Source organism: Nostoc sp. C057 (assembly GCF_013393925.1).
GTDB lineage: Bacteria > Cyanobacteriota > Cyanobacteriia > Cyanobacteriales > Nostocaceae > Nostoc > Nostoc muscorum_A.
This window is the reverse complement of sequence record NZ_CP040281.1, coordinates 2,687,028-2,699,680: the sequence shown is the minus strand read 5'-3', so window position 1 is coordinate 2,699,680 and position 12,653 is coordinate 2,687,028. Positions and strand designations below refer to the sequence as shown.

Annotated in this window: 10 protein-coding genes; 7 read left to right on the top strand and 3 right to left on the bottom strand. The window is 43.2% G+C overall.

Annotated elements, in window-relative coordinates:
- Positions 1-182: 182 nt before the first annotated feature.
- Complete coding sequence (locus tag FD724_RS11780; RefSeq protein ID WP_179072757.1) at positions 183-1,154, bottom strand: RsmB/NOP family class I SAM-dependent RNA methyltransferase; 972 nt, start codon at positions 1,152-1,154, stop codon at positions 183-185.
- 228 nt (positions 1,155-1,382) lie between these two features.
- Here FD724_RS11780 and FD724_RS11775 point away from each other — a divergent pair, with 228 nt between their 5' ends.
- Positions 1,383-2,801 carry a DUF2157 domain-containing protein gene (locus FD724_RS11775; RefSeq protein ID WP_114085364.1) on the top strand — a complete coding sequence of 473 codons (1,419 nt, stop codon included), beginning with the start codon at positions 1,383-1,385 and terminating at the stop codon, positions 2,799-2,801.
- Positions 2,802-2,970: 169 nt separating this feature from the next.
- On the top strand, positions 2,971-3,681 hold the full coding sequence (locus tag FD724_RS11770; RefSeq protein ID WP_179072756.1) for a GDYXXLXY domain-containing protein: 711 nt from the start codon (positions 2,971-2,973) through the stop codon (positions 3,679-3,681).
- Positions 3,682-3,888: 207 nt separating this feature from the next.
- On the opposite strand, the gene FD724_RS11765 is transcribed toward FD724_RS11770, so the two are convergent.
- The gene (locus FD724_RS11765; RefSeq protein WP_041566493.1) at positions 3,889-4,305 is read right to left on the bottom strand and encodes a universal stress protein; all 417 of its coding nucleotides are present in this window, start codon (positions 4,303-4,305) and stop codon (positions 3,889-3,891) included.
- Between the two features lie 89 nt (positions 4,306-4,394).
- Here FD724_RS11765 and pgk point away from each other — a divergent pair, with 89 nt between their 5' ends.
- Both pgk and FD724_RS11755 read left to right on the top strand, forming a co-directional pair.
- A complete protein-coding gene (gene pgk, locus FD724_RS11760) occupies positions 4,395-5,597 on the top strand; it encodes a phosphoglycerate kinase (RefSeq protein WP_114085366.1) in 1,203 nt (400 codons plus the stop codon).
- Between the two features lie 139 nt (positions 5,598-5,736).
- Positions 5,737-6,354 (top strand): NUDIX hydrolase, encoded by a 618-nt coding sequence (locus tag FD724_RS11755; protein WP_179072755.1) that lies wholly within the window; start codon positions 5,737-5,739, stop codon positions 6,352-6,354.
- Positions 6,355-6,373: 19 nt separating this feature from the next.
- Here the strand turns inward: FD724_RS11755 and FD724_RS11750 are convergent, their stop codons facing one another.
- Positions 6,374-7,687, bottom strand: coding sequence for an ABC transporter ATP-binding protein (locus FD724_RS11750; RefSeq protein ID WP_179072754.1), 1,314 nt, complete (start codon positions 7,685-7,687; stop codon positions 6,374-6,376).
- Between the two features lie 167 nt (positions 7,688-7,854).
- Here FD724_RS11750 and FD724_RS11745 point away from each other — a divergent pair, with 167 nt between their 5' ends.
- The 3 genes from FD724_RS11745 (at position 7,855) to ltrA (ending at position 12,453) form a co-directional block, all read left to right on the top strand.
- Entirely contained in the window at positions 7,855-9,111 is a 1,257-nt protein-coding gene (locus FD724_RS11745) for an FAD-dependent oxidoreductase (protein WP_179072753.1), read from the top strand.
- Between the two features lie 395 nt (positions 9,112-9,506).
- Entirely contained in the window at positions 9,507-10,181 is a 675-nt protein-coding gene (locus tag FD724_RS11740) for a single-stranded DNA-binding protein (protein ID WP_179072752.1), read from the top strand.
- A gap of 541 nt (positions 10,182-10,722) precedes the next feature.
- Complete coding sequence (gene ltrA, locus FD724_RS11735; protein ID WP_179072751.1) at positions 10,723-12,453, top strand: group II intron reverse transcriptase/maturase; 1,731 nt, start codon at positions 10,723-10,725, stop codon at positions 12,451-12,453.
- Positions 12,454-12,653 lie beyond the last annotated feature (200 nt).

Here is a 12,653-nt window from a genome sequence, read left to right as displayed (position 1 = left end):
TAGATGAAAAATGTTTTGTATACACCACGTTTTGCATCTATATAAGAATTGCAATATCTATGGTCTTAATATAAAGTCAACTCACTTAAAAAGTGTACTCCTGATGGCTGATTGACAAATGCAGCCCTCTTACAAACATCACATCTTCTGGTTTAATGCCAGAAGATATACCACCAATATAATTAACTTGACTTTTTCAGATTTTGGTAGATATATAGCGAAGATATTGCATTTAAATCTACTTCTTTCTGCTCATCTTGATTTTCATTAGTATTTTTAAATAGAACTGTAAACGCACCAGCACCTAACCTATCTTGAGGAAACATCCGATAACAAGGTATTGTAGTTAAATGCGACTGATATTTAGTTAAATTACTAATTTCCATCGCTTGAAACTGGGGAAAGCGTTCCAAAAACCATTCGCAAACTTGCTCATTCTCTTCGGGTGAATATGTGCAAGTCATATAAGCTAAATAACCTTGTGGTGAAACAAGTTTAGCAGAGTTAGCTATAATTCGCTTTTGCCGATTTGCACTCTTGTTAATAGCAGTTGGGTGAAAACATCCGGGTGCTTTTTCACCTTTAGCCAGTAAAGATTGCCCAGTACAAGGAGCATCTACTATTACTAGGTTGCTAAAATAGGGAAACATTTCGGCAAATATACTCGAATCTCTATTAACTATTGCACTAGGGCTAATCTGGCAACGTTTCAAATTAGAAATTAGCATCCCTAGACGTTTACCAATTACTTCATTACTGATGAGCAATTCAGGTTGCAAAGCTTTCCAAGCAAAGATACTTTTACCTCCTGGTGCGGCACACATATCAAAAACTAAACGCACTGACTGAGGAATTGCTAACAAAGTAGTAGCTGCAAATATTGAAGAGAAATCTAAACAATAGAAATATCCTTGTTGATGCAAGGGATGCTGACCAGGCTTTTCTCCCAAGGATAAACGGTCAGTAAATTGTGGTTGCCAATAGGTTGGTGTTTCTACTGCTAAAGGTGAAATATCTGGCTTTTCTTTACACCAAAGAATACTGGGTGAAAAAGGCTGAGGATTCATTAAAGCCTCAATAAATTTTTCTTGCTCATCTAGATTAGTGAACAAACGCCGTGAGACTTTAAGTAATAAATTAGAAGGTTTTTCCATCTGGATATATAAATAATAAAATTTTTCACAAATCAGAGTAGAGATGCAATTGTGTGGAAATCAATATGAAAGATGACGCTTCTTAATTACGAATTAGGTTGTATCAAAATCCAAATCAAACTGTTACACAAGAACAATGTAATCAAGCCTTTTGGCTTCATACTCAAAATATAATGACCGCCATTCAGAACGCAATGGCCAAGCTACCCCACTGCACCGGAGAAGGTCATGTTCTTAGATAGTTTTCCGCAAAAGTTACGCAAAGAAGCACAACTATGGAGGGATGAAGGATTAATTAGTTCTTCGCTGTATGAGCAAATAGCAGAACGTTATCAATTTAAAAACCTGGAAGCTGCTGTACGCGATCGCAATAAAGCGATCGCGATCGCTGTAGGCAGCATCCTTTTATGCTTAGGCATAATTACCTTTGTATCAGGAAACTGGCAGGGAGGTTCGCGGGAAGTCAAATTTATTCTCATGATGAGTTTGTTTTTTGCGATCGCTATTACCGGTTTTTACAATTGGATAACACCTGAAGGAAAGAAGCCGCAAAAAAGTAAACGCTTACTGGGAGAAGGGTTGCTCATTTTAAGCGCCTTCATTTTCGGCGCAAATATACTGCTGATGGCTCAGATGTTCAATATCGCCGGTTCAACTTCCCAACTTTTTCTCGCCTGGGGGTTGGGTGTTGTGGTGATGGCCTTCAGTTTGTCCATAAATTCTTTAGGAATTCTGTCAATTGTCCTCGTGGAAATCGGGTATTGGACGGGATTAGAAGACTTATGGTACGCAACAGGAGAGTTAACTTGGTCGCGGTTAGTGGTGCAGCATTTGCCTTTGTTGGCATGGCTGGTATTTGTCCCCTTAGCCTACTTCTGCCGATCGCGCTGGATTTTTGGTCTAGCAGCCTTTGTTTTCGCTAGTTCATTACAAGCTAACCTTAATCCTCTGCCACTGCTGAATTATGCTGATATAGCGCCTTGGGTGGCATCTTTTGCTTTTGCACTCCCACCTGCATTATTCTGGAGTTATGACGATCTGCTGTTTCCAACCATAAATTACAGGTTGTTTCAATCTCTGGCACGTAATTTAGCGTTGGTTAGCTTTGGTGGTGTGTTTTACGTTCTGTCTTTTCGTTGGGTTTGGGAATCTGCAAATTATGGTTATAATCAGCCAACGAACTTGACTAACTTGTTCCAGTCTCTGCCGATCATCGATTTGGGGATTCTCAGTGGCTTGGCGGTATTGCAATGGTTATTTCTACTGCGTCAAAGAAATAATCCTCCGCGCCGCGAAGTGATTTTCACAACTGCTGTTATTGGTACTTTTCTTGCCTTTATTGCCATAGTACCTTTTTGGCATCAAACTATCAGTCGGATTGATGAACTTGGTGTTTTTATTTTCAATGTACTTCTAGCAACATTAGCATGGGGACTAATTCAAGAAGGATTGAAATTAAGCAACAGAAGTTCCTTTTGGGGCGGTATGCTGTTAGTGACACTGCAAATTATCAGTCGCGTGCAAGAGTACGACACCGACTTACTTTTCAAGTCTCTAGTCTTTATCTTGTGCGGTTCCGCTTTAATTAGCGCTGGACTCTGGTTTGAACGCCGTTTACCTGGTGGTAGCTCTGCAAGTAAAAAGTAGTACAAATTCAGCATGGGCTAAACGCCCCGCAACGCTAACAGAATTCAGGAATTTCCCCATCATCAACATCTCTATCTCTGTGCGTCAAAATTTTTAAAGTTTCTCTGCGTTAGTCCTAATCTCGTTACTTTTGACCTCCTCAATTCCTCTGCTTTTTAGGACTACGCTCATGACTAATAGTTCTTCTGAATCTAAAAATAAAACCTTGTCTCCCGAAGCCGAGTTCTCCAGTAAGGTGACTTTTCGGGATTACTTGATTGCTACTGAACAAAAATCGAATAAGCCCTTACCTTTTTGGCGGTTACTAGCTCCCCTGGCGCTGCAAACAGGGTTAATTATGGCAGTACCAGCCCAAGCCGTTTATACAGATGTGACAGGTAAAACGGTGATTTTGCAAACCGTACCTGTAGACCCAAACAATGTACTAGACGGTAATACCTTAGCGCTAGATTACAACATATCCCGTCCCGCAAATTTGAGGAGATTACCTGGTTGGCAAACATTAGTCAGCAAAGGTCGTGGAAGCGGTAGAAGATTGCCTGAAGGAACCAATATCTATGTGACTTTGCAAGAGCAACTATCCTATGGTAATGGTGTTCCTAGAGCTTGGAGACCGTTACGAGTCAGTAGCGATCGCCCAACATCTCTAAGAGCCAATCAGGTAGCCTTAAGAGGTGTTTATCAGGATGGTTCCGTTAACTACGGTTTGGAAACCTATTACATCCCAGAAAACCAACGCCAGCAGATTAGCAACGATTTGCGAACCCAACGCGCCCGCAGAGGACAAGTACCCCCCATTGTGGTGAAAGCGAAAGTAGATCCACAGGGTAAGGCAGTTCCAGTTAGTATGTGGGTACGCGATCGCAACTATCGCTTTTAAGCTCTTAGGTAAAGTATGTAAACATGGAAAGTTTATTTCCAAAGTTCTGAGCGCCGACTTCCGACGCTCAGAATTTTCTGTTTGTCATTAGACTTTTCCGAAAAAAATGTAGAGACGTAGCACTGCTACGTCTCTACAAAGGTTCTGGATAACGCATAATTAATTTCTGGAGAAGTCTATTGCCTCCTCAACACTGACCACTCACTACTAAGGCACAATCAGCACTGGACAAGGGGAAAGGTTAATCACGCGAGTGGTCACACTATCATCCGCTCCCTCTTCAGTTAAGCCTAGCCCTCGGCAGCCCATAATAATTAAATCAGCCCCAATTTCATCAGCGACATCGCAGATAGTAAAGGCTGGTTTACCTTGCCTTTCCAGAATTTCGGATTGAATTCCTTGCCCAGAAAATAAAGATTGGGCATTTTCTAGCAGTTTTGCAACTACTTCTGGTGAAACCATCGGATCTGCACTAGGCGCATCTGGAGCATCTGGAGGCGGTTCTTCTACCACAGACAGCAGCACCAAGCGACTGCTGTACTTTTTGACTACGTTGGTAACAACATCAGCAGCTTCCCGCGTTTCCCGGCTTTGATCGATAGGAAATAGTACTGTCTTAAATATCTCTGTCACTTGGGTACCCCTGACTCCGGTAAAATCTTGATGGTTCTACTTTCAAAACAATAACAAAAAGGCAATCAGGAGAGTTTGGTGTGTCCAAAAAAAGTTTAGCAAGTTTATCTTCAGCTGATATATCTGGGAAACGTGCCTTAGTGCGGGTTGACTTTAACGTGCCTGTGGACGATCAAGGCAACATTACCGACGATACTCGCATTCGCGCCGCTCTCCCAACCATCCAAGATTTAACGCAGAAGGGTGCTAAAGTCATTCTCGCAAGTCATTTTGGCCGTCCCAAGGGTGTGGATGACAAATTACGCCTAACTCCCGTTGCCAAGCGTCTCTCTGAGTTACTGGGGCAAGAAGTCATTAAAACTGATGACTCTATTGGCGATGAAGTTGCAGCAAAAGTTGCCGCTTTGCAAAATGGCCAAGTGCTATTACTAGAAAATGTCCGTTTTTACAAAGAAGAAGAGAAAAACGACCCAGAATTTGCGAAAAAATTGGCAGCTAATGCTGACTTTTATGTAAATGATGCTTTTGGTACTGCACACCGCGCCCATGCTTCTACTGAAGGTGTGACGAAATTCCTTAGCCCTTCTGTGGCTGGATATTTGGTTGAGAAGGAATTGCAATATCTGCAAAACGCTATTGAAAATCCCCAACGTCCTTTGGCGGCAATTATTGGCGGTTCCAAAGTTTCCAGCAAAATTGGCGTAATTGAAACCCTGTTGGAGAAGTGCGACAAGCTGATCATCGGCGGTGGGATGATTTTCACCTTCTATAAAGCCCGTGGTTTGAATGTCGGTAAGTCGTTGGTAGAAGAAGACAAGTTAGAACTAGCGAAGTCTTTGGAAGCTAAGGCTAAAGAACGGGGTGTTGCTTTATTGCTGCCTACAGATGTGGTATTGGCAGATAACTTTGCCCCTGATGCCAATTCTCAAACCGTTAGCATTGAGAATATCCCCGATGGTTGGATGGGTTTGGATATTGGGCCAGACTCGGTGAAATTTTTCCAAGAAGCCCTTGCAGATACCAAAACGGTAATTTGGAACGGGCCAATGGGTGTATTTGAGTTTGATAAGTTTGCGGCAGGTACGGAAGCGATCGCTCATACCCTCGCTGAAATCGGTAAAACTGGTACAACAACCATCATTGGTGGTGGTGATTCAGTAGCGGCTGTGGAAAAGGTTGGTTTAGCAGACCAAATGAGCCACATTTCCACCGGCGGCGGCGCTAGCTTGGAGTTGCTTGAAGGCAAAGTATTGCCTGGAATTGCAGCTTTAGATGATGCGTAAGTAAAAAATGGGGACAAGGGGACAAGGGGACAAGAGGTGAGAACTTGAAACAAGTCTTTCCCCTTGTCCCCAATTCTCCTTGTCCCCAAGTCCTCTTCCCAATGCCCAATCCTCAGTACCCGATCCCCAATCCCTAAATATGGAAACTAAATGGCTGGAATGGGCGCAAAAGTTACAAGCGATCGCTCAAAATGGTCTAACCTATTCTGAAGGGCCTTTTGATATTGAACGCTATAAACAATTACGAGCGATCGCCACAGAAATCATGGCGACTTACTCGAACGTAGAACACAGCTATGTCCTCGATTTATTTAGCCATGAACTCGGATATGCAACTCCCAAAGTTGACGTGCGGGCAGCGATTTTTTACGAAAATACTATATTGTTAGTCAAAGAAAAAGCTGACGGTTGCTGGAGTTTACCTGGTGGATGGGCTGATGTTGGCGAGTCACCCAGTGAAGTAGTTGTGAAAGAAGTATATGAAGAATCTGGATATCAAGCACGCGCTATTAAATTACTAGCAGTTTATGACAGAAACAAACAGGGACATCCACCGTTACCTTTTTATGTCTATAAACTGTTTTTTAAATGTGAACTTATCGGTGGTTCTCCATCATCAAGTATTGAAACTGAAGATGTAGGTTTTTTCTCTGAAAATGCGTTACCAGAACTTTCTCTGGGACGGGTGACACCAGCACAAATTACGCGGCTTTTTCAACATTATCGCCAACCAGACTTACCGACAGATTTTGATTAACAATTAGACACGGTTACTTTTAAGGAAATATTGCTAACTGGGTTTCCGGGTCAAAAAAGTGAATTTTCTCTGGAGTTAGAGATAACCATAGTTGCTCACCAGGTTGTACAAGACGATCTGGTGGGATTCGCACTTGTAGGGATTTGGCTGTAGTAGCAGGTTGAAATCCCGGTTCGGCAATCTTAACAGCGAGAAAGGAATCGTTGCCGAGATTCTCTACCAAATCTACTTGCACTGGTAGATTTTTGGTGGCTGGCATACTCAAGTTCAAGTGTTCTGGACGAATGCCTAAAATTAGAGTTTTCCCATCGTACTTTTGTAAAGCTTTTCCCCACACTTCTGGAAGGGTGAAACGCAACTGGGAATGCGTAATTAACTGCGGGGCATGAAATTCCACAGGAATAAAATTCATCGGTGGTGAACCAATGAACTCTGCGACAAAAAGGTTGGCAGGACGGTTGTAAAGTTCTAGGGGAGAAGCAACTTGCTGAATTTTACCCTCAGACATAATTGCAATGCGATCGCCCATTGTCATCGCTTCTGTTTGATCGTGGGTAACGTAAATTGTCGTTGTCCCAAGTTGGCGCTGCAATTTGACAATTTGAGCGCGGGTTTCCGCCCGTAGTTTGGCATCTAAGTTAGAAAGCGGCTCATCCATTAAAAACACTTGGGGGTCACGCGCGATCGCTCTTCCCAATGCAACCCGTTGTCTTTGTCCCCCAGATAGCTGTTTGGGTAAGCGATTCAGCAATGTTTCAATTTGTAACAGTTGGGCAACACTACGTACCTGCTGATCCACCGCCCGTTCTTTCTCAGAAGTGTAGCGCAATCCTTTAGGTAACTTTCTTGTCGCCCCCACGAAGAGATTTTCTGCCCACGTCCGAAGATAGGGAGTATTTTCTCCTTTGCTCCCCTGCTCCTCGGCTCCCCTGCTTCCCCTACGGCGCAGTCCAAAAGCGATGTTGTCATACACCGTCATGTGGGGATAGAGGGCGTAATTTTGAAACACCATTGCGATATCGCGTTCTTTTGGTGGTAGATCATTGATTAAGCGATCGCCTACCCAGATATTACCGCCAGTCATCGTTTCTAACCCAGCGATTAACCGTAGCAAGGTACTTTTCCCACAACCAGAAGGGCCTACCAGCACCATAAACTCGCCATCTGCGATCGTCAGGTTAATCCGTCGCAAGACGTTAACACTTCCCGCACGTTCTTGCGCTGCATCAGTTTTCTCCCCAGGCGTGGGGGAAGATTGGTTTTGTGAGGTAACACCTTCACCTTTACGTGAGGAAAAACTTTTATAAACGTTTTCTAAAATAACTTGGGACACAACTAATTATTTGATTGGGAATTGGGAATTGGAGGATAATTACGACTGACTAATGACAGTTTAGCGCCCATAATACACGTTCTCTGTAAATACGAAAAGTTAACAAAATAGTTTGCACCATCAAAAGCAAACTACGCTAGGTTTTAGGGCTGTCAGGAGGTGTTGTTATGACTACCGATCTACCTCAAAATCTTTCCTCAGATCCAAATATTAACCCTGTCCATGACATTGTAGACGTACAAACCACAGATTGTTGCATTGTGGGTGGGGGGCCAGCCGGAGCAGTTTTGGCGCTGTTGTTAGCACGTCAAGGCATTTCGGTGATGCTGCTGGAAGCACACAAAGACTTCGATCGCGATTTTCGCGGTGATACGATTCATCCATCAGTGATGGAAATTATGGAAGAATTGGGACTTAGCGATCGCTTACTAGAACTCCCCCATGCCAAAATGCGCCAAATTAGGTTTAAAACACCTCAAGATACTGTCACTTTGGCAGATTTTAGTCACTTAAAAACCCGCTACCCCTACATTACGATGCTTCCCCAGGTGAAATTTCTGGAGTTCATCACCCAAGAAGCACAAAAATATCCTAGTTTCCATCTGGTAATGGGTGCGAATGTGCAAGAATTAATTGCCGAAAATGGCGTAATTCAAGGTGTTCGCTATCGGGGAGGGGGTGGTTGGCATGAAGTCCGGGCAATACTGACAGTGGGTGCAGACGGTCGCCACTCACGTTTACGCCACCTGGGTGAGTTTGAGTCAATCGAAACCTCGCCGCCAATGGATATTCTTTGGTTTCGTCTACCGCGTCAGCCAGAAGACCCAGAGGGGGGAATGGGGCGCTTTGGTCAAGGTAAAATCATCGCTATGCTTGACCGTGGTGATGAGTGGCAAGTTGCTTATGTCATCCCCAAGGGAGGCTATCAAAAATTGCGGGCTGAGGGTTTGGAGGAATTAAAAAAATCTGTTGTGGAAGTAGTGCCAGAATTCCAGCAACGCATCGAAAATTTACATGATTGGTCGCAAGTAGCTTTTCTCTCAGTGGAGTCCAGCCGCGTCAAACGCTGGTATCGTCCAGGACTGTTACTCCTTGGTGATGCAGCCCATATAATGTCCCCCGTGGGTGGAGTTGGGATTAACTACGCGATTCAAGATGCTGTCGTCGCCGCGAATGTACTCAGCAAACCGCTCAAAAACGGACAAGTACAACTTAGTGACCTAGCAAAAGTACAGCGTCAACGCGAATTGCCCACACGTATCATTCAGGCGTTTCAAACTTTTATCCAAAAGCGGGTATTTGCGCCAGTTCTCACCTCAAATAACACCTTTGTACCACCTGCGTTTTTGCGCTTACCTATCTTGCGCGACCTACCAGCCAGGTTGATCGCCTTCGGTGTTTTCCCCTCTCACGTCAAGACTTAATTTTTGCCAATAATTTTTTCTCTTTCTTAAATTAGTGGTACAATTATACTACTCAATGCAGAATTGAATGCTCAATTTAGTCAAGCGAGAGTGGCGGACGGCATACTTAATGCTGTTCAAAGCGATCGCTTGGCTTTTATGCTAGAAAGGACTAAAAAGAATTCAGCACCCAGGAGTCAGGAGTCAGAATTGATAAAGAGTTTAGTATGATTGGTATATTCATTCATCAAGTGTTCTCCTGACTTCTGAATTCTGACTCCTGAATTCTGTTAGAAAATTTGTTCAAATATTATTAAAAAATGCAAACAATTAAACATATCTAGATATTAATTGGCACTACATAGAAAAACCCCAACTTTTTCAATCAGTACATTTTGCAGTCAGGAGTAATTTTAATGAACAGCTGCGTTTTGATGGCGGAAATTATTAACGAGCCACAACTCCGCTATACAGCCGATAATTTGGGAGTTACGGAAATGCTGGTGCAGTTTCCCAATTCCCTGAAACCAGAAGACCCGCCAGCCACCCTGAAAGTTGTCGGCTGGGGGAATTTAGCGACAGAAATTCAGCAAAACTACCACCAAGGCGATCGCGTCATCCTGGTAGGGCGTTTAGGCATGAATACTGTTCCGATGGAAGGTTTTAAAGAAAAACGCGCTGAATTGACAGTGCAACAAATTCAACCTGTTGGAGGTAGTTTTAATACTGATCCATTGCCTTCAGCAACCGCAACTCCATCATTCACTGAAACTACTCCACGACAACCATCAGCATCTCGTCCTCCCCAGAAAGAAGTTAACACTTACGAGTCACCACGTCCAGCGCCTACTCCGGCTGCAAATCCTGTTGGCGTTGCTCCCCAAGCGACAAGTTACGAACCCGTACCCCAATCTACAAATTATGAGCGGACTACTTATCCAGCAGTGAAAGCGGAAGAACCAGATCCAGATGATATTCCTTTCGTGCGCTCCGTTGATTCCAGAACTGCCTCATCTGGCTTGCTTGATTTCTACGAAATCGAAAGCCAATGCCCGCAGGTAGGAATCAGCCATAACTTCAAGTTTATTTAGCTTGAGTTTGGCTAACTTGTTTGTTGTGTGAGTGTAATTCTCACCACCTTGGTATCAGGTTGATACATAGCCCAGTTTAGGAAAATTGGCATCCCTCCTAAATCGGTGCATGGGCTAAAAGCTGGTAACTTAAAACCGCATTAGGAACCCCAGCAAGTATAGATAGATATGGTTACGAGAGAAACCTGTGTCTGAACTGTCGTTATGTCGAAGTAGCCAAAAGCGGTTGATAGGCTGCAACCAAAAGGTGATGGTGAAAGGTCTTGCATGGTGAATGGATTGCAAGAGATACCCAAAAAAAAAAAAAAATTAACCCGGCAGAAAGCAGGAACCTAAGTCTATCGCAATAACAGCAAACAGGAACGGTGTAACCCCGGTATATGTTCTCTAAAAGGTCGATTTTTAGAGCAGGTAGCCAGCCGGATACTTTACCGGGGAGGGATTGTTTCAGAAGCCAATGCCTTCTTGTAATCAGAAGGATATGCAGACAGAAACACGATTTCTTGAACTGTAGGGTCTTAAAAAGTAGAGATAACAAGTCATGAGCCGTGCTTTGCATAGGTATGAATGGGGAGACATCCAATGGAAGAAAATCCAAAAAGCTGTCTACAAGCTACAAAAGAGAATCTACAAAGCCTCAGAACGTGGGGATAGTCTAGCAGTTAAAAAGCTTCAGAAGCTAATGCTAAAATCCAAAGCTGCCAAGCTTTTAGCGGTGAGAAAAGTAACCCAAGACAACAGGGGTAAACGTACCCCTGGAATTGACGGGAAAACAGCCCTCACTCCCCAACAAAGGTTAGAAGTATCTAGACAATTGAGTATTTCAAGTAAAGCAAAACCAACACGTCGGGTATGGATTCCCAAACCTGGCAAAACGGAAAAGCGTCCGCTAGGGATACCAACAATTGATGACCGAGCCTTACAAGCCCTGGTCAAATTAGCATTAGAACCTGAATGGGAAGCTAAATTCGAGCCAAACAGTTACGGATTTAGACCTGGTAGAAGCGCTCATGATGCTATCGAAGCTATCTTCGCAAGTATCAAAATCCCTAAATACGTTCTTGATGCCGACATCTCCCAATGTTTCGACAAAATCAATCACGGAGTGTTGCTGGATAAATTGGGAACCTTCCCAGCTATGCGAAGATTAATCAAAGCATGGCTAAAAGGTGGGGTTATCGATAACGGAGTTTTCCAGAAAACAGATGCGGGAACGCCACAGGGTGGGGTCATCTCCCCATTACTAGCTAACATTGCATTACATGGAATGGAAAATGATATAAAGAATGCCCTGCTAAAATCCGGGGAAATAACCAAGAAAGGGAGTAATCCCGTAGCATCTTTAAGCATCATCCGCTACGCCGATGATTTTGTGGTAGTTTACCCAAAACTCGAAATAGTGGAAAAATGCCAAGTATTAATCCAGGAATGGCTCAACAAGATTGGGTTAGAACTAAAGGATAGTAAAACATCCCTAGTTCATACCCTCAATGAGCATGAAAACCAACCTGCCGGATTTGACTTCTTAGGATTCAATGTCAGGCAATACAAGGTAGGTGAACATGACTCAAAAAGGGGTTACAAAACCTTAATCAAACCTTCCAATAAAGCCATTAAAACACACTTGAGGAAGTTAAAGTCGGAACTAAGAGGAATGAGGGGTGCTACTCAAGATGCTGTTATAAGGAAACTAAGCCCTATCATACGGGGCTGGTGCAATTATTACAGCACAGTAGTCAGCTCTAAAATTTTCGACAAATTGGGAGACTTGCTCTACAAGAAATTGTGGAGATGGGCAGAGTTTAGACATCATAACAAAGGTGCCCAATGGATTAAGCGGAAATATTTCCGCGCTCATGGCAAATTTATATGGATGTTTAAGTCCGAAGATGGTTGGTTTCTACAACCTCACGGAATGTATAAAATTAAGCGCCATACCAAGGTCAAAGGCATAAAATCACCTTTTGATGGTGATAGAGCTTATTGGAGTAGTAGAGCAGGCAAACATCCACTATTACCGGAGAAACTTTCAAAGTTAATGAAGGTACAAAACGGTAAATGTAGCCACTGCGGTTTAAGCTTCATCGGGAATGAAATTATGGAACTCCATCACTTGGATGGAAATCACAAAAATAACAAACCTGAGAACTTAACGCTAGTACATGGACACTGCCACGACCGTATCCACCGAACAGGTATGCCTGTCAAGCATCAAGAAATTGAGGAGCCGAATGAAAGCGAAAGATTCATGTTCGGTTCTGAAGACCAGTAATCACGGTGACGGGATTACTGAGTTCATCTAAAGTTGGTAGTTGGGCGTGTATTCAATTTGTTAACCAACATCACAATTAGACAATTTCTACAAATAGCCATCCTTTAGGGTGTGCTATTTTTTTGTCTGTGTTGACGCTTTTCGTCTTGTCGTGACACATGGCTTTAGCTATCGAACAGTTAGGAATGGATAATTTTAAT

What these genes read in the sequence shown, in the direction of transcription:
- FD724_RS11780 (WP_179072757.1), bottom strand. Translation starts at nt 1,154, where the DNA reads ATGGAAAAACCTTCTAATTTATTACTTAAAGTCTCACGGCGTTTGTTC.
- FD724_RS11775 (WP_114085364.1), top strand. Translation starts at nt 1,383, where the DNA reads ATGTTCTTAGATAGTTTTCCGCAAAAGTTACGCAAAGAAGCACAACTA.
- FD724_RS11770 (WP_179072756.1), top strand. Translation starts at nt 2,971, where the DNA reads ATGACTAATAGTTCTTCTGAATCTAAAAATAAAACCTTGTCTCCCGAA.
- FD724_RS11755 (WP_179072755.1), top strand. Translation starts at nt 5,737, where the DNA reads ATGGAAACTAAATGGCTGGAATGGGCGCAAAAGTTACAAGCGATCGCT.
- FD724_RS11745 (WP_179072753.1), top strand. Translation starts at nt 7,855, where the DNA reads ATGACTACCGATCTACCTCAAAATCTTTCCTCAGATCCAAATATTAAC.
- FD724_RS11740 (WP_179072752.1), top strand. Translation starts at nt 9,507, where the DNA reads ATGAACAGCTGCGTTTTGATGGCGGAAATTATTAACGAGCCACAACTC.
- ltrA (WP_179072751.1), top strand. Translation starts at nt 10,723, where the DNA reads ATGAGCCGTGCTTTGCATAGGTATGAATGGGGAGACATCCAATGGAAG.